The organism is Chloroflexus sp. MS-G, assembly GCF_000735195.1.
Lineage (GTDB): Bacteria > Chloroflexota > Chloroflexia > Chloroflexales > Chloroflexaceae > Chloroflexus.
Map to the genome: position 1 here is coordinate 14,611 of NZ_JPIM01000052.1, position 17,750 is coordinate 32,360.

At 55.0% G+C, this 17,750-nt stretch carries 11 protein-coding genes; 4 read left to right on the forward strand and 7 right to left on the reverse strand.

Annotated elements, in window-relative coordinates; translation table 11 throughout:
- The first annotated feature begins 411 nt into the window (after positions 1-411).
- Positions 412-2,184, forward strand: coding sequence for a choice-of-anchor Q domain-containing protein (locus tag JE47_RS0110940; RefSeq protein WP_031459796.1), 1,773 nt, complete (start codon positions 412-414; stop codon positions 2,182-2,184).
- 168 nt (positions 2,185-2,352) lie between these two features.
- The gene (locus JE47_RS0110945; protein WP_173424556.1) at positions 2,353-3,732 is read left to right on the forward strand and encodes an FAD-dependent oxidoreductase; all 1,380 of its coding nucleotides are present in this window, start codon (positions 2,353-2,355) and stop codon (positions 3,730-3,732) included.
- A gap of 14 nt (positions 3,733-3,746) precedes the next feature.
- Here JE47_RS0110945 and JE47_RS0110950 read toward each other — a convergent pair whose 3' ends face one another.
- From JE47_RS0110950 to JE47_RS0110980, 7 genes are all read right to left on the reverse strand, one after another.
- Complete coding sequence (locus JE47_RS0110950) at positions 3,747-4,892, reverse strand: serine hydrolase domain-containing protein (protein WP_236631209.1); 1,146 nt, start codon at positions 4,890-4,892, stop codon at positions 3,747-3,749.
- A 46-nt stretch (positions 4,893-4,938) separates the two neighbouring features.
- Complete coding sequence (locus JE47_RS0110955) at positions 4,939-5,772, reverse strand: lipoate--protein ligase family protein (protein WP_031459799.1); 834 nt, start codon at positions 5,770-5,772, stop codon at positions 4,939-4,941.
- Positions 5,754-6,878, reverse strand: coding sequence for a winged helix DNA-binding domain-containing protein (locus JE47_RS0110960; RefSeq protein WP_031459800.1), 1,125 nt, complete (start codon positions 6,876-6,878; stop codon positions 5,754-5,756). Before JE47_RS0110960 ends, JE47_RS0110955 begins: the two co-directional genes overlap by 19 nt.
- Positions 6,875-9,322: a glycosyltransferase family 39 protein gene (locus JE47_RS0110965; protein WP_236631210.1), complete on the reverse strand. Its 2,448-nt coding sequence runs from the start codon at positions 9,320-9,322 to the stop codon at positions 6,875-6,877. Before JE47_RS0110965 ends, JE47_RS0110960 begins: the two co-directional genes overlap by 4 nt.
- 461 nt (positions 9,323-9,783) lie before the next feature.
- On the reverse strand, positions 9,784-10,698 hold the full coding sequence (locus tag JE47_RS0110970; RefSeq protein WP_031459802.1) for a DUF4032 domain-containing protein: 915 nt from the start codon (positions 10,696-10,698) through the stop codon (positions 9,784-9,786).
- 144 nt (positions 10,699-10,842) lie between these two features.
- Positions 10,843-11,475 carry a metallophosphoesterase gene (locus JE47_RS0110975; protein ID WP_031459803.1) on the reverse strand — a complete coding sequence of 211 codons (633 nt, stop codon included), beginning with the start codon at positions 11,473-11,475 and terminating at the stop codon, positions 10,843-10,845.
- Positions 11,476-11,541: 66 nt separating this feature from the next.
- A complete protein-coding gene (locus JE47_RS0110980) occupies positions 11,542-13,134 on the reverse strand; it encodes a sensor histidine kinase (protein WP_236631211.1) in 1,593 nt (530 codons plus the stop codon).
- A 157-nt stretch (positions 13,135-13,291) separates the two neighbouring features.
- Here JE47_RS0110980 and JE47_RS0110985 point away from each other — a divergent pair, with 157 nt between their 5' ends.
- Positions 13,292-13,765, forward strand: coding sequence for a glutathione peroxidase (locus JE47_RS0110985; protein ID WP_031459805.1), 474 nt, complete (start codon positions 13,292-13,294; stop codon positions 13,763-13,765).
- 239 nt (positions 13,766-14,004) lie between these two features.
- Entirely contained in the window at positions 14,005-17,550 is a 3,546-nt protein-coding gene (locus JE47_RS0110990; protein WP_035419357.1) for a tetratricopeptide repeat protein, read from the forward strand.
- The last annotated feature ends 200 nt before the right edge of the window (positions 17,551-17,750 follow it).

Below are 17,750 nucleotides of genomic sequence, written 5' to 3' on the forward strand. Positions count from 1 at the left end.
GACGGGCATTGCTGAAGACGACCGGTATTCTGAGACCATAAGTCTGATTACCGTACCGGTTTCGTAATGGCGGGCTAAGATGATCCGCCACGCCGATGGAGGGACGCGGCACTAGCGCGTCCCTCTGTGCATTCGTGCGAACAGAACAGAACGGAGGGAGCGGCAGAAGCTGGAACGATTTCACCTCCTGCAACCATCTCTTCCGCTTCCCTGGTGTGAGAGAAAGGGGCCTAGGGGGAAGGTGGGGGCAGCCGTACTACGACGACGTGCGAAGAAAATGAATCTTTTGTCATCTGTTTACCCAGGTACTATCTATATATAGCCAAAAAGTCATGTAGACCGCCAAAGATACCATCAGGTATCTTCGAGATGAATGAAATTTCATCTTAGCCCGATTAAGGAGCGGTCAAGATGACAAAAATGTTATACGCGGTGCGCTGGCTAATTGTGATCGGTATCGTTCTTCTCTGGACAGCAACACCCGTTCAAGCTGCTGGAGTAGTTGGCAACGGTACTCCAGCGAGTTGTACCGAAGCTGCTCTACGCGCCGCCATTGCTGGTGGTGGTCGTGTCACCTTTAACTGTGGCTCTCAACCGGTGACTATCACGCTCTCCGATCAACTGGAAGTGCGTCGGGATACTGAAATTGACGGCGGTGGCCCGCAGCAGGGTGGGCGAGTGACACTCAGCGGTGGTAGACAAACCCGAATTATCTGGCTCTACGATGCGAAGCTTACTATCCGCAATCTCACCCTCAGCGATGGGTGGAGTGTCGAAGGGGGAGCAATCCGTTCCGCCGGTCTCAATGCCCAAGTCTTTGTGTACAACAGCATCTTTCGCAACAACGATAGCACTGCCGGTACCGATGAGGAGGGCGGTGGGGCGATCTCGATGCACTTTGGTCGGTTGCATATTGAAGATAGCTTGTTCGAGAATAATCGCGGTATCAACGGTGGGGCCATTTACAATCTCCGTTGCCCGATCACCGTTTTGCGTTCTACCTTTCGCAATAATGATAGTTCGCACGGTGGTGTTGTTGCGAACTTTGGGTTCGGTGGCGCTATTTACAACGATGGCGCTGGTCCTCAAGGTGTTGGCGGTCAAATTATTATCCGCGATACTATTTTCATAGGTAATAAAGCACGCAATTTCGGGGGTGCAGTTTATTCGTATCTCTATTATCCTGATAGCTCCGAAATTGAGCGTAGCTTTTTCGCCGATAACATGGTCTATCTTAACAGCAACAACCGGGCTAGTGGTGGCGCCTTAATGCATCATAACGGGCCACTGACTCTGCGCGACTCGACCTTCGTAAACAATCGTTCCGAAGATGCCGGTGGCGCTATCCTGATTGCACAGACAACGTTGCAACCTGGCTGGAATCGCGCTACGTTGAGTAATCTGACCGTTGTTGGTAACCGGGCAGATGCGCAGGGTGCCGATAAGGGGAACGGTGGTGGCCTTTATTTCAATGGAGGACAAGTTACGGTCGTCAATGTGACCATTGCCTACAACTACGCCGACCGTTTAGGGGGTGGTGTGTACAACACATCAACGAATAGTGCCGATGTCGAGTTACGCAACGTCATTATTGCCGGCAACCAACTCGGCAGTACACACGACTCGGTGCAATGTTTCGGAACATTGCGCGGCAGTCGAAATTTGCAAACCCCTGTCGGACGGGCGTGTGTCGATGGTATTCAGCAGGCTGATCCGCGGCTCGATGCAACCGTTGCTATGCATGGTGGGCCGTTACCAACCCTGGCATTGCTGGCCGATAGTCCGGCGATCAACGTCGGGGCCGATTGTCCGCCGACCGATCAGCGTGGTGCAGCACGAGTTGGTGCGTGTGATCTTGGCGCGTTTGAGTTTGGTTCTGCTGCGCCATCGGCTAGTCTCGAAACTCCAACACTCCTTGGTCTAAACAGCACTGGTGGGCCGCTTGTTCAGCTTTCGTTCACGGCGGTGAGTGGTGCTGTTCGCTATGAGGTTGAAGCGCGGCGCGCTGATGGATTGACGTGGCTGCTTCTATTAGCCAACAATAGTGTGCTGCTCGACCAGGGCCGTTACGTATTGCGTCTACGGGCCTGTAACGAGGTCGTGTGTAGCAGCTTTAGCAATTCGTTGACGGTGGAAATCACACAGCCTCCGATCAAGGCATTCGTGCCGCTGGTTGGGCGGTGAACGTGGTGTTGCATACGTGACCAGCAACAATTAGCTCAGATAGTGTCGATTCGGTGAGGACGAGCAGTTCTCAAACACCTCATTCTAGATCAACCTATCTACGTATGCTATGATGCTGTTGCATGGATAAACTGCGTGCATTAAGTATCTGTCGCCGCTGCGAGGTTCTTGGTGGCATCTTCTGCGTCAATTGTTATCTGCGGAGCAGGAATTGCCGGCGTCGCTGTCGCCCACGAGTTAGCCGTCGTTCACGGTTGGCGCGATGTTGTGCTGGTCGAAGCGGGTGATCCGTTGGCATTGACCAGCGATAAATCGACCGAGTGTTATCGTAATTGGTGGCCAGACCGGGCGATGGTAGCCCTTATGAATCGAAGTATTGACCGGCTGGAAACTATAGCTGTGCGGAGTGCCAATCGAATCCGGCTCAACCGACGTGGTTATCTCTATGCAACGGCCGATCTCGAGCGGGCCGAACAGTGGCGCTTGCAAGCACTCCAGGCTGTCGCCGATGGTGTGGGTCCACTCCGTATTCACGACCGTGCCGATGCTGACTACCGATCGACTGTTGGACATGACTGGCAGAAGGCACCTACCGGCGTTGATTTGCTCCTTGATCAAGACCTGATCAGGCACCATTTTCCGGCTCTGAATCCGAGAACGGCAGCCGTCTTGCATGTTCGGCGTGCTGGCTGGTTAAGTGCTCAGCAGTTGGGTGCGCTGTTACTTGAGGAGGCACGGGCTGCTGGCGTGACCGTGCTGCGGGGGAAAGTAACGGCTGTTACCCAAGTCGGTGGGCGGGTCACTGCTGTGACAGTAGCTACCACAAGCGGTACTTACTCAATTCAGACGCCAAGGTTTGTGAATGCTGCCGGACCATATCTGGCAGAGGTTGGCGATCTGATCGGGATTGACTTACCAGTACATCACCAGGTGCACCTTAAGGCCGCCTTCGCCGATCCGCTCGGTGTTGTGCCTCGTGATGCACCATTGTTGATTTGGGGTGATCCGATTGAGTTGAACTGGAACGAGGCAGAACGCGATGATCTGCGTGCCGATCCCGCCACTGCGTGGTTAACCAAACCGTTACCACCGGGAGTACATTGTCGGCCCGAAGGCGAGGGGGGCAGTAGACAGGTGCTATTGCTATGGGATTACCATCCTCACGATCAGCAGAACCGGAACCCTCGCTTTCCGGTGCCACTCGATGATAGCTTCTTCGAGGTTGCGCTGCGCGGGATGTCGGTCATGCTGCCAGGGCTTGCCAATTACCTCGAACGGCTCCCCCGTGCCTATCTCGATGGCGGATACTATACCTGTACGCCAGAAAATCGACCACTGATTGGCCCTCTTCCTGTTGAGGGAACATTCGTGATTGGTGCGCTGGCCGGGTATGGCATCATGGCAGCGCTCGCAGCCGCTGAACTTCTCGTGACGTATGTGGTTGGTGGGTCACTCCCTGACTACGCGGCTGCGTTTCATCCCAATCGCTATCACGATCCAAATTATCTGTTGCAGTTTGATCACTGGAATGATAGCGGCCAGTTGTGAATCAAGTGTGACCCTTATGGCAGCCAGGCGCCGATCTCATTCGCGATAGCATCGGCACTGGTGCGTTCCATGTTGCTCAAAACGACAATCACACTCTGCCTATCGGGATAGTACGCCAGATGGGTGACAGCCCCTGAGATAAAGCCAGGATGGTAGATCACCCGTCGCCCGTTACGCTCTTCGATTTTCCAGCCGTAACCGTAATTACTGCGATTGGGGGTATACATTTGGCTCAGCTCAGCAGCAGGGAGTAATTGCCCACTGTTCAAGGCCTGGACGAATCGGTAAAGATCTTCGACGGTCGAGTAAAGGCCACCGGCGCTGTACAGATTACTGGTATCGATTGGGATTGCCCGCTCGTTGTCTGGCCCAAGGTAGCCAACCGTACCATTAAGCACCGAGGCATCACCACTATCGTAGCCGCTATTGATCATGCCGGCAGGGATGAAGATGTTGTCGCGGATGTAATCGGCATACGATTGACCGCTAACCGCCTCAATCACTAATCCAAGAACTACGTAGTTGGAGTTGCTGTATCGATACGCACTGCCTGGTACAAACTCGAGTGGCAGATTGCGGAAACGAGCAACGAGCTGGGTGGGAGTTACCGGTAAGCGTTCAACCTGCTCAAACGTCGTAAAATCGGTATAATTGGGAATGCCGGCGGTGTGTGAGAGGAGATGGGCGAGGGTAATGGGTTGCCATGCCGTTGGGCAGTCGGGCAGATAACGACACACCGACTCGGTGACCGCTAACTTCCCGGCAGCCTGTAACTGCATAATCGCCACTGCTGTAATCGGTTTCGAGATTGAAGCAATACGGAAACGGGTCTGGGCGGTATTGGGTAGGTCGCGCTCGACATTAGCCAGGCCGTAGCCACGTGCAACCAAGATACGCCCTGTGGTTGCAACCAGCACTGAACCGCGAAAACGTCCTTGTACGGTCAAATCGCGCAGGTAGGCGTCGATTTGCCCGGCAAGATCGACCAGGCTCGGTGTAGGAGTTGGCCGTACCGGTTCCATCACTGCAATCAGCGGCGTACTGACCATAGTCGGTGTTTCAGGGGTAACGCTAGGTAAGATCGTGGGCTGTGGGCCAATTGGCGCCCATGCAGATACAACGGTCTCACGTTGGCCGCAGGCACTCAACATACTGACCATGCATAAACTCAGGAGCAACATTGACCAGCGCATAGTTATGAATAAACTAACCTTCCAAAGGTAACGGTAAAAAACGCGACTGGACAGCAGTCATTACCTTCAATTCTTCTGTCGTCCAATCCGAGGCAGCTATGTGAACATCGTACCGCTGTTGCAAGACGGTAGCAAATGCGGTCGCCAGACGGTGCAAGTCAGGCGGACTTGAGCACACCGTCGTCAGATCCGTGACACGACGACTCAGGCGCTCACTGAAGAGATGGCGTTCAGCAGATGGAATTGCTAACAAGGTCGCCAGTTGCTGGCCTGGCCAGCAGGTGTAGATTCCCACTTGAAAGAGCAGCCCTTCCCGACGTCGAATTTGGGCAAAGCCAACCAGCTTTCGATCCGCGACCAGCAATTCGTAAGGAGACCGACCACCAAAACAAGCCCGTGCAGTTAAGGTATCGAGCATCTGTCGGTCGGTACGGGCAGTTGCGATGTCGATAAGCCGGGTCTGAATACCAAACTGCATCAACGTTGCCTGCCACACTTCTCCTAACCAACGGTACGACTCGCTAACATCGGGGTGCGCCAGGGGATGGTCGAGTGGCAAGGCAATATCTTGCATGAGAAAACCCGGCACGAACAACACTGCCGTGCCACCGCTCGCACGCCGATGAAGCGTGACACCCTGTTGCCGTAGCGCCAGCTGATCAACCTCACTCAGTTTTTGCCCGGAGCCGATAACCAGAGCTGGTTGGGGGCCAGCAGTGTACCAGCGAAGAGCCGGTTGATGAGTGGTGACCAATCCGGCCAGCATTGCTGTACCGGCAGCTAGTTCGCTCGCCGGATCACCGTGGACTGGTGGCAATAACCGCCACGTTACTCCATTACTTCCCATCGACAGTCTCCTAAAGGCGTCGCAAAATGTTCGGCAACACGAGCAGCTAATGTTTCGAGTTGAGACCGTAGCGACGTTGCGAGTGGAGCAAATGGTCGCAAGGTTACCAGCAGACTGGTTCCACGCCAATCGTACCGCCAGGTACCGGCAATGCGTCCACCAAGCAATATGGTTGCTTCGATATGACCGGCTGGACGCCAGACGCGCTTGTAGAAGGCATCATCGATCAGCCAGTGTTTGTCGCGAGTGGCAAGCAACAGGGGATCAAAACGTCCCAGTAAATGGGGTGGCAGTTCAGCAGGTGATGGTAGATCGGATAACCGATCAAGTTGTTCTTGGAGCCACCATGCCGGTTGACCATTAATCTGTACTCTCACCACCTGGTCGCCGAGGAGCTTGAGCCAACGTTTGATCTCGGCCTGCGTTCGGCCACGCCACCAGGTCATATCGGTGAGCGTTGCCGGCCCAAAGGCAGAAAGGTACCGACGTAGCAATTCGGCATTAGCGGTCTCGGTATCAGGTGGCGCCCATTCCAATTCGGGTACCCAGCGCAGCCGATGGGCCATCCGGGCTTCACCATTGCAGGGTGCAGCATGACACGCCAGACCACGACGGTTCAAAATGGCAAAGACACCACCCCACCCCGAAAGATGGTGTTGATCGATCATCGGGAAAAACCGCCGAAGATCACTGCGGCCTAACGTTTCGTGTTCGTACAGCAGATGAGCGACCTGCGTGATAAATGCCTCATATTCGGTCATATTCCAACCATTATGCACCGCTTCCCGCTCCCAGTAGGTAGCACGATCAGCCTGCATTGCGTAGATCAATGGCCAGTCAGTGGTAGGGTAAAGGTGTAACGTGCCCCGTTGCCCCCAGATACGCACCAGTGACCGTTTCTGGTAGAGCAGGTCATCGAAGTGATTGGCGCTAAAGGCCGGTACACGATTCCAGAGTGCCAGACTGGCAGCGGGCAGAATCTGCGCCTGTATGCCGGCCAGACTCTGAGCGGCGGTAAATGGATCGGCGAACGGCGTGTAAAGACCGTTGTTGACATATCGTGCGCTGATAACCTGGGCTAAGGTGAGGGCATACTCGGAACTCATGGCGCTCTCATCAGTTCTATCGCAGCCGAACCACGGGCGAAAACCCGCACTAGTGGCTCACCGTCGGATGGAAGCGTAGGGGTAGGGAATACCTCAATTGCGCTCGGCCCAAGAGCCTGAAGCACGGTTGCCACTTCGGTAGCATCAGTGAATGCCGGCAACACGACCAATGTATTCTCATCATCGCTTGTACCACGCCAGATCTTTGGCTGTTGCGCTGGTGGTAGATCGATGGTCAGAAAACGCACTGTATCACTCAGCGCCCATTCACGTGGTAAGTACACCGATACTCGTTGCTCCGAGTCGGTCGGTGTCGCAGCACGACGGACAATATACGCCATAACCGTTTCAACCCGATCAAATTCACCGTACACCTGCGGATTGGTCCGCATCTGTCCAAAATAGACCCAAAGATTGAAGCATAGACTGAGCACTAGCATACCAGGGATCAACCAGCGCTGCCATTCACGGCTACTGCCAAATCGGCTTAGCCCCCAACCGGCCAGTGCACAAGCTGGGGCCAGCGTACCCAACGCACGCATTGCATGCGGCGCGTTGAAGCTCAACAGACCCGGTACATGGTAGAGGAGCCAGAGCACAAACAACACCACGACCGATTGCCGACGGGCCTGCCAGGCGAGGCCCAACCCAAAGAGCAGAAATAACCCAACCACCGGATCAACCATCGGCGCCAGGGGAAGATGGTGACGCCCATTCGCGTCACCTTGCACATGCCACATCAGCCCATAGCGCACGATATGCTCACCGAGAAAATCGAGTGGTCGGTGACGGGTGAGATCATTGGCCTGAAAAATTGAGACCAAACCTACCCGACGGTTAAAACCGGCACTATCGTTCAAAATATAGAGCGCCAGCGGTGCGATTACGATTGCCCCTACCAGAGCAGCGCTAAGCAGATGTGGCCAAAACCGTCGCCAGCGCGAGAGATCGTGACCGAGTCGGAAAACTGCTACCATTAGCAAAGCCAGTGGCGCCAGGCGGCCGGTGTGATACGTGTAGACAGCCAACCCACCTAGCAGCGCGGCTCCGACAACATAACTCCACGAGCGCCAGTATTGCTGTCCTGGATCAAGCCCTCGCCATAGCAGCCCCCCCGCAGTGAGCACCAGCAGATGGTCGAGTGTCGCCGGGAATGCCCAACGACTCATGCTGAGCGACCACGAAGCCCAGGCCAACAGGGCAGCAGCCAATACCGCTGCCCGCCGTCCAATGAGCGGTGAGGCAAACCAATAAAGCGCTAGAGGAGTAAAGGCTCCGGCTAACGCACTCACCAGGCGCACGCTCCAGGCATGAGCACCCCAGTTACCTACAATTGGCGCCACCAGATAAAAGAACAGCGCCGGTAAATCGGCGCCTTTGACGACATAAATCGGGCGAAACGTTGGTTCTGTCCAGACTCGTAAGGCCAGCAAGCCGTGGCGCGACTCATCACGCCACAATGCCAACGGCATCTGATCAAGCGCGATCAGCCGCGTCGCCAACGCGATACCGGTTATGAGCAGTAATGACCGGCCAACCGGCCATACCGACCCCTCTTCGTCATCGGTGATCAATGGCCAGACCAGCCAAACACCACTTATAACTGGTAGCAAGGCAATCCAGGCCGGCACACCGAACCGTATGGCTATCAGACCGGCAAATGCCAGAATGATCCCAAACCAGCTCCACTGTGGTTGTGGGGTGATCCGCTTGGAAAGACGTTGAAGATAGTTAGCCAGTGACGGCCAAAGCGCAAGGATGAGTACCGGCGCCAACGGCCACCACGGCCATGGAAGTGAGGGTAACCAGTATTCGGCCCCTACCGGAAAGGAAGCTAAACCAATTGCCGGCAGGAGCGCTAGCCCTGTTAAAATATTGCGTAGACGTTCATCCCAACGCCAGAGCGTGCCCGCCCACCAGACTAGTAGTGGCAGTATTGCCCAACCAATCATCTGACCACTTAGCGGGGGTCGTTCAACCGTTGTCAGAAAATTCACCCTGCTGAGCGCCAATCCCAATTCGCGAATATCAGGTGGTGCAACGTAGGGTTCGGTTGACCAACGTAAAAATGACTCGCCGGTTGTACTGGTTGGAAGCAGAAATCGATAGTAACGCCAATAACCGGCTACCGTTGTTGTTACCAATTGACCGTCTTGATGCGTAAAAATCACCTGTGCTGGTGCTATGCCTTCCCGGCGTGGAGCTGCCAATCGTAATTCGATTAGTGCTGGAGCGCCGCGGTATCCGTAGATGAAGAGCGTGGCCTGCGGATATGACCAGCGGAAGAGATCGGTTTCATTCCGCTCGTTGCTATGAAATCTGGTCAAGATAGGCTCGTTTTCTTCACCTACTGCCCAATACTGTGGAGGCCGATCCGCGCCGAACAGCAAGATGCTGGCGGCGATCAAGACTAGGACAACGGGCAACCAGAATGAAGATCGCATTGCTCCCACTGAGCGATACAGTGAACGAATCACGGCGAACATTATACCAGTAATCGTCAGAAGACAGGTAACGTGCATCCTTTATGAGGCGATTGTGGAATGTGCGTGTAGGGCTTTTCAACGGTTCACTCTACCCGCTAAAAGTGAGGTGAGAGGAGGGAGAAAAGGAGTGAGCGGTAGGAACCAAGTTTAGCTCCAATCCCCGCAAGCGGGGGAACTAGTGGACAATGGTGTGTAATGTACCAAATGCTGGGTTTCGCCTGCTCACCGTGCAATACGGGCCAGAGGCCCGCGCACCCAAGTCATCGAGGCAGGTTCAGATCATACAATTCGCAGGTCGGCACAAACAAATTACGGAACATGGCTCGCGTACTCAGGTCGTCGGCGCATATTCAAACACACTCAGCAACGTCTGCACGACGATAATCCTTTCCGTACCAACGATATTTCCGAGAATACAACTACACGCCAGCAGCGGCTTTTCCGCGTAACGCACCGAGCAACCACTCGGTAAGCGCGGTCAGGCTACGCTTGCCAAACAGTCGGACATAATCAGCAGCGGCCATGAGCGGCCCTGGATCGGCTCCACCATTCCGTTCGCGGAGATACCAGCGGTGATCCATAATCCAGCGGTACAGATCAGCTTCAGTTCGCCCTGGAAAATAGCGAAGTGCCTGCTGATTGCGGATGACCTCGATCACCGGCATATAGACTGTATCGTACCAGCTTGCCACCGCTTCCTCGCGAGTGACCGGTCGTCCCAGCTCAAGCCCCATGTAGTAGCGATGCGCATTAATATGCCGTATCAGATCGAGATACCCACCCGGTTCGCTAAACTCAATCCGCTGCTCAGGCCGCAACTCGGCTAAACCAGTCCATTCGAGAAAATCGCTGTACTCCTCTTTCAAAAGGAGATCGCGAACACTCAGACTGGCATCGAGAGGAACATCGACAACCAGTTCGGTGACAATGGCATCGATCTCGCGTTGACCTTGAAAACGGGCAACCGAGATACGATGATGCCCATCCTTCACAAAGTAGATGTCACCCAGTTTATACAATTCTACAGAAGGTAACGGCACTCCTTCGTAATGTGCCCGATCAATACTCATCCAGCGGTAGCGATTCGCATTATGACGCGGAGCAAATTGGCGGTCAAAATCGCCGTAACGACCTTCGCTCCCAACAATTTTATCAAGCGGAACCGTCTGATGACCAAGATAATGTTGACCGCGTACATTGAGGCGTGCGCGCACCTCGTCAAACGAAAGCAATTCGTTCGACTGACGGGTTATTAACGACAGCAGCTCGCGTAGCATCTGGTCGCGGCGAATGCGAGCAAATTCATCGTGTACGATTGCTTGAATAGCTGACATCGGCCTCTCCTTTCGGCCTTACCAGAGTTGATAGTCAGCGCAGCACACAATGCGCTTCACAATCGACCGGCAACGCCGACGGCCGTAACGGGGGTAGCGTACCATGGCTAGTGCATGATTGCAACTGTCAGCCGACGTGATACGCTACACCACCAGATCAAGGACACGGTAGCCGGCAGTGTTAATCACCAGCGTATGACCACATTGGGTCTCGGTCTGATGCCCAAACCCGTAGGAAAGATGAATATGACCGTGAATGAGATAACGAGGACGGAACCATTGCATAAAGCGTAATAGAGCGAGAAAGCCGCGATGGGGGTAATCGGGGCCGTTGTGAATACCGAGTGGTGGCGCATGGGTGAGCAAGACATCAAGATAACGCCCGTAGCGTAGGCGGTTGAGAAACAGGAGTGGTGTCATACGCAGCACACGGATCATCATCTGCGTTTCAGTGTACTGATGATGCCCTTCGAGTTTATACCGGATTGAACCACCCAGACCACCGATAAGCAGCCCCTGATGGTAAACAACTCGATCCTCAACACAGGTAGCCCCGCGTGCATAGCTTACAACCTGACCATCAGCCTGTACTTCAGGCGAATCGTGATTCCCCCAGACGTAAAAGCAGGGCTGACCAAGCATCGTTACTACGAACTCAAGGTAATAGATCGGAAGATCGCCGCAGGCCAGCACTAATTGCACATCTGCGAAGCGTTGCCTGATATTTAAGCTATAAACAGCCGGCACGATTTCATCGCTGATCGTTAGGGTGCGCATACAGCCCTATTGTACTCTATTTTTGCGTAGCAGACGAATGCAATAGCGGTACGTAAAATCTTCCGCCTACTCATTACTCACCACACTCATTATTTCAGCGGCTCCTATACTGGTTCCATCAGGCAACGGTAAATAGATAGCAAAAGTGCTGCCACGACCAACCTCACTGGCTACCGTCACATAACCACCATGCGCCTCGGCAACCCACTTCACAATCGACAACCCGAGACCGGCGCCACCACTGTGTCGTGAACGCGAACGATCAACACGATAGAAACGTTCAAAAATGTGGGGCAGCGCTTCTTGACTGATTCCCACACCGGTATCGGCCACACTCAGGCAGGCAAACTGTTGATAGCGCTCTAATCCTAAGACAACCAGACCTCCTGGTGGCGTATATTGCAGAGCATTTACACCAAGATTCAATAGTGCTTGTTTGATCCGATCCCGATCACCGTACACCAATATCTGGTCTTCGGCCCCGATCCGTAAACGTACTTGTCCGGCTAATGGTCGTAATTCGCGGAAGACCTCTAATAGCAGCGTGTCGAGTTCAACCGGTTCGTGACGTAGTACCACGTGCGTCTCGCTCTGGGCCAGCAGTAAGAGATCGTTAACCATACGGATTAGCCTGGCCGTTTCGCGTCGCATATCACCGATCACTTCCCTGAGCAAGCCTGAATCGGGTAAGGGATCGCGATCCAATAGTTCAAGATTCCCCTGCATTGCCGTCAGTGGTGTTCGTAACTCGTGACTGACATCGGCGACGAAGCGCTGCTGGGCAAGGAAGAGTTTTTCCAGGCGTGACAACAGTTCATTAATCGTGACTGTCAGGAGCCACAGTTCATCACGTTCTGCCGGTTCTGGAATACGTCGATCCAGGTCTTCGGCACGTACAATACTTTGCGCGGTTAAGGTGATCTGCTCGATTGGCCGGAGTGCCTGTTTCGAGAGGTACATTGCCCCAAGACCGCCGATGACGAGGGCCAGTAATCCACCGCCGATCAAAATTTGTTGAAGCAGAGTCAATGTATTAATAACATCGTTCAACGGACGTGATACCTGTAAGAATCCAATTAGACGCTGATCACGAAAGACTACCGGCGTGATGAGGGATTTTACCATCACACCGTTAATTTCGCGATCAACAATGATACCCTCGATATTATCTGCCGTTAACCGGAATGCTTCTGGTGGCAGAGGCAACATATACGGCTCGAGATTGGGGGTACTTGTAAGGAGCGAACCACTGCCGTCAAAGAATTGAGCGCCGATGTTGCGGTTGGTAAAGAGTTGAATAAAGTCGCGATTGAGATACACCTGTAATTCACCGCTTGCGGTGCGAATGCTCTGAAATCCCACTGCTGAAAGGATGGCCCGGACCTGCTGCGTAGCCGCCGTCAAATCACGCTGCACCCCTGCATACAAGGCCTGAGCAACCGCAAAATGAACACCAACCCCAATTGCAAGCAGGGCAAGGGCAAACAAACTCGTGTACAGCAATGTCAATCGCAGTCGGAAGGGTATGGCGCGAAATATGCTGGGTGTCCAGCGAAATAGTCTCAGCCGTGATAGTGATGGTACTTCGCCTGCCTGCACCTGAGCAATATCCTCTCTAGTCTTTTCTTTCGCTGTATCACTGTCGGTCATTGAGTTCATAGCATACCTGGCCGATTTGAAAAATGAATATATTCTTTTCTCAGCATACCATGTTGGCCGCGCAATGTGCTGACCAAATCTTCAGGGTTGACGTTAGCAGGAAGTCAGGTCATACTGCTAATAGTGAAAAGTTGAAACTTCATTCAAGTGAGCGTCTATGAGTATCTACGAATTGACAGCCCGTACCATTGATGGCAAGATTCAATCATTGTCGGCCTATCGGGGCAATGTGCTGTTGATTGTTAACGTCGCCAGTCATTGTGGGCTAACCCCGCAATACGGCGATCTTGAATCACTTTACCGCCGCTACCGTGACCGTGGTTTTGTCGTGCTTGGTTTTCCCAGTAATCAGTTTAATCAGGAACCTGATGATGAAGCTACGATCAAAGACTTTTGTATTCGTAATTATGCCGTTACTTTCCCGCTGTTTGCTAAAGTTGCGGTGAACGGTCCTGATACACACCCCATCTTCGCGTATCTGAAGCAACAACAACCGGGTCTCAGCCCTGACGGTGAGATCAAGTGGAACTTCACGAAATTTCTGGTGAGTCGCAACGGCAAGGTTGTGCGACGTTACGCCCCGACCGATACAGTGGGGTTAATCGAACGTGAACTGATCGAGTGGCTATAAACGACACTGTGCTAGGAGGTGCCCCTTCCCGACCTCGCCTCGCCGGGTGGGCGGCGCTTCCTGTTGTTGCCGCCGCGAATGGTGACATTCATGCTGATCATAATGAGAGCGGCAGGTTGGTTAGGTGAGAACGTCGAAAAGCCCTATCAGAACGATTATCACATTCCCCTACGTCTGAACTGGCATTATAATAATCGCTATAGGCAGAGAAACTCAATCGATCACGTCGCAGAGGCAGCATGTCGTACCAGTTGCCGTATTCTCTTGAATTCCGAGTTTTTGGCGCTCCACGCCTCTTGCTCGATCAGCACGATGTACCGTTCCGCCGCCGACAACCGCTGGCAATTATGGCCGTGCTGGCGCTCAGCGAACGCGCCGTCACCCGCGATGAACTGACGTACCTGTTGTGGCCCGACTCGCCGCAGAACGTTGGCCGTCAACGGTTACGTCGTTCCCTCTCGCAATTGCGTCAGTTAGTTGGTTCGCTGGCTGACCAATTGTTGACCGGTCAATCTGGCGTTGGCAGTGATGTCATCCGTTTTAACGCCAGTATGTGCCGGGTCGATGCGCATGAATTCGTGCGCTTATCCGGTCTGGCGCGCACGCTACCCGATCCAGATGGTTTACGTGCTGCCGATCAGGCGGCCCGACTCTATGCCGGACCATTGCTGAGTGGTCTGGAGCTTGACGAGTCGCCGGAGTTTGAACACTGGCTTTGCCAGCAGCGCGAACGCTTCGAGCGTATGCACCTTGATGTCTGGCAACGTTTGGTTGATGGCTATGCTAGCACGGGTGATGTTGAGCGTGCGCTTGCTGCGGCTGAACATGCACTCGTTCTCGATCCGCTCTGTGAAATGCTGCACCGCAAAGCGATGTGGCTCTATGCAAAAACCGGTCGGCGTAGTGATGCCATTCGCCAGTTCATGTATTGCAAGACCGTGCTCGAACGTGAGCTGGCGATTGAACCTGATGCAGATACGGTGGCGCTCTATCAGGCGATTCTTGATGACCGACTCGATGCCGTGCAGTCGCTGGTCTTCCGAGATTGGTCGTTGCCATCAATTCCCAGCGTTGCCACCGGTCGCACGGAACGCACCTCGCCATTGACCCGTAATCCGACGTTAACAGCCCATCTGATCACAGCCCTCCACACGGCGCTCGCCGGATCGTCGCCGGTTGTCGTTGTGGAGGGACCGGCTGGCAGCGGGAAAACGCGCATGGTTCGCCAGGCGCTGGATCAGATTCGGCAAACAACGACCCGTCCTCTGGTCTGGCAATGCAGTGCACGACGATCAGGGCAGCAATGCCCCTTTGGCGTCATGATCGACCTGCTCGATACGGCGCTGCGCGACCGACTGAACCATCCTGATGCAGAGCGTACTTTACCGACCGACGTGCGGATGACTGAGGCCATCCGCGTGCTGCCGGAATTGCGCGCCGTTTTCCTCCGCTTGCAACCCATTCGCCAGAGCGTAGAAGAGGTACCATCGTCTCACCACCTCTTACAGCGGCGGTTGTTACAGGCGCTGCCACGCGCTATCCATGCGCTGGCGGGTGGAGAGCCGGTTATCGTCGTACTGGAAGACCTGGATCAGGCCGATCCACTCTCGATTGAAGCCGTTGCCTGGCTGTCGCGCTCGCTGCACGGAACGAGTCTGGCGCTGGTGATCACCTGTCGCACAGAAGGAGGCGCTCTCAATGTGATGCTCTCCGATCTGCGTGCGCGTGGTATGCTGCAATCGCTGACCCTTCCTGCATTTGATTACCCAACAGTTATTCGTCTGGCCCTGAATGCCGGTCTATCGCCGACAACGGCTGAACAGATTTGGCAGCAGACGGGCGGGGCGCCGCTGGTAACCCACGAGATGGTACGTGCGATGGTCACTGCCGGAAAAGACCTTTCCGCACTTCCTTCATCACTGCACGAAGCCATTCAGATTCAGTTGAAATGGCTTGCCCCGACCACCCGCCAGGTCATGGAAGCAGCAGCAGTGCTGCAAAGCGGTAATGCACTTGAGATTCAACAGATCAGCGGACGCACCGCCGATGAGGTGGAACACGCCTTTGAGGAACTTCAGGCACGCGACTGGCTCATGTTTGACGGTACGCGGTACATTGTCGCTCATCCAGAGGTGCAGGAAGCAGTGCTGGAGAGCCTGAGTCCGGCGCGTCGCCAGCGGCTGCACCGTCAGGCTGCGTTGGTGATGCGTCAGCACAACGCAGACCCCGTGCGCATTGCACATTACCTTACCGCCGCCGATCAATCAGACGAGGCGGCAGAGATGTGGCTTCAGGCGGCACGGCGCGCCCGATCACTCTATGCGCACGATGCTGCACTCATGGCACTTCAGAAGGGGTTGGGGCTGGTTCGCGATCGACAGGTGCTGTTCAAATTGTTGAGTGAACAGGAATCAATTCTGCACGAACACGGGTTGCGTGATGAACAACGGGCAGCGCTAGAGACGCTGGATCGTTTAGTCGAACAGTCACCCGATCACCCTGACTGGCGCGCCGAAGTCTATCGCAAACGCGGGCGTCTTGCCCTTGCGTGCAACGAGTGGAATGCCGCTATCGATGCGCTGCGTCGAGCGGCAGTGTTCACCCTTCACAGCGACTGGGCAACGTTGTGTCTGCTGGCGCGCGCCCTCGGACACAACCAGCAATGGCACGAAGCAGACGAGATGCTCGAACGTGCGCTGGCGCTGGCACAGCAGCAGCGTGATCGTGAGGCGCAGGCGCGCTGCTGGCTGACGCGCGCCGACATCGAGCAGGGACGGGAGTGCTTCGACGCTGCCGAAAACGCTTTGAAGCACGCCGTACAACTGGTGGACTCCTCATCACCCACATTGCCGCAACTGATGTTGAACCTTGGGAATATGGCTACCGTGCGCAACGATTTCGTCAGTGCGCTGACGTATGGACAGGAGGCGCAACGTCTGTTTGCGCAGCGGGGCGCGCCCGATAGCGAAGCCGCGGCCTGGGTGCTGGTCGCCCGGATGCACGCTCGCCTGGGGCAGTTTGAAGCGGCATTCGAAGCGTACCAGGCTGCCTATGCGGGGTATGCTGCACTCGAACTGCGCCAGGGTATGGCAGCCGCTCGTATCAATGCGTGCACCCTGGCGTTGCGCATTGGCAATTTTGACAACGGGTTGCGCCTGGCAGAGGAAGCCTGGGAACTGTTCCAGGCGATCAACGATGTGCGTGGCATGTGCGTTGCCGCCAGCAACATGGGCGCAGCGCTGGTCTGGATGGGGCGCGGCGCCGAAGCCGAATCCTGGCTGCGTGAATCGTATGAGCGTGCGGTTGCGATTCCGCTGCCTGCGCAACAGGCGGCAGCACTGGCGAACCTGGGCGCGGCGCTGCTCCAGCAGGGGCGGTTGGAAGAAGCCCGTCGGTTGATGGAACAGGGACTGGCGTTGCGCGTCGCGCAGGGACATATCGATGTGAGCATCGACCGCGCCTTTCTGGCGATTGCCTGCCTGCGTCTCGGCGACATCGAGGCTGCCGACCGGCATAGCCTGGAAGCTGTGGAGTACCTGGCGCGAGCGCCACAGGTAGAAAACCCGCACCAGGTCTGGTTTGCACGTGCTCAGGTGCTCCGTGCCCAGGGGCGGATCGTTGAAGCCAACACTGCTTTGCAGTCAGCCGTGAAATACCTGTACCGCAGCGAACAACAACTGCCGCCACCGTACCGCGAACGTTACCGCCACGTGTTTTCGTTCAACCGTGCGATCTTATACGCCTGGAACAGTGGCGTCTGGCCTGAACCGCCGATGTTGGTGTGAGTGGCGCTCATTTCACCCTGTAAGTACTCGCCACGCCCCAACCGCTCGAATCTCGACATACCATTGAATGACGCCCTGCCGGGTTCTTTGCTGTAAACGTTGTGTAGACGCCTCTTCAGTAAGATGGGGATGTCTTCATAACAGCGGAGAGGAAAGAACGTTACCGTTTCTTCCGGGCAAATGCTGCGATAGGATAAACG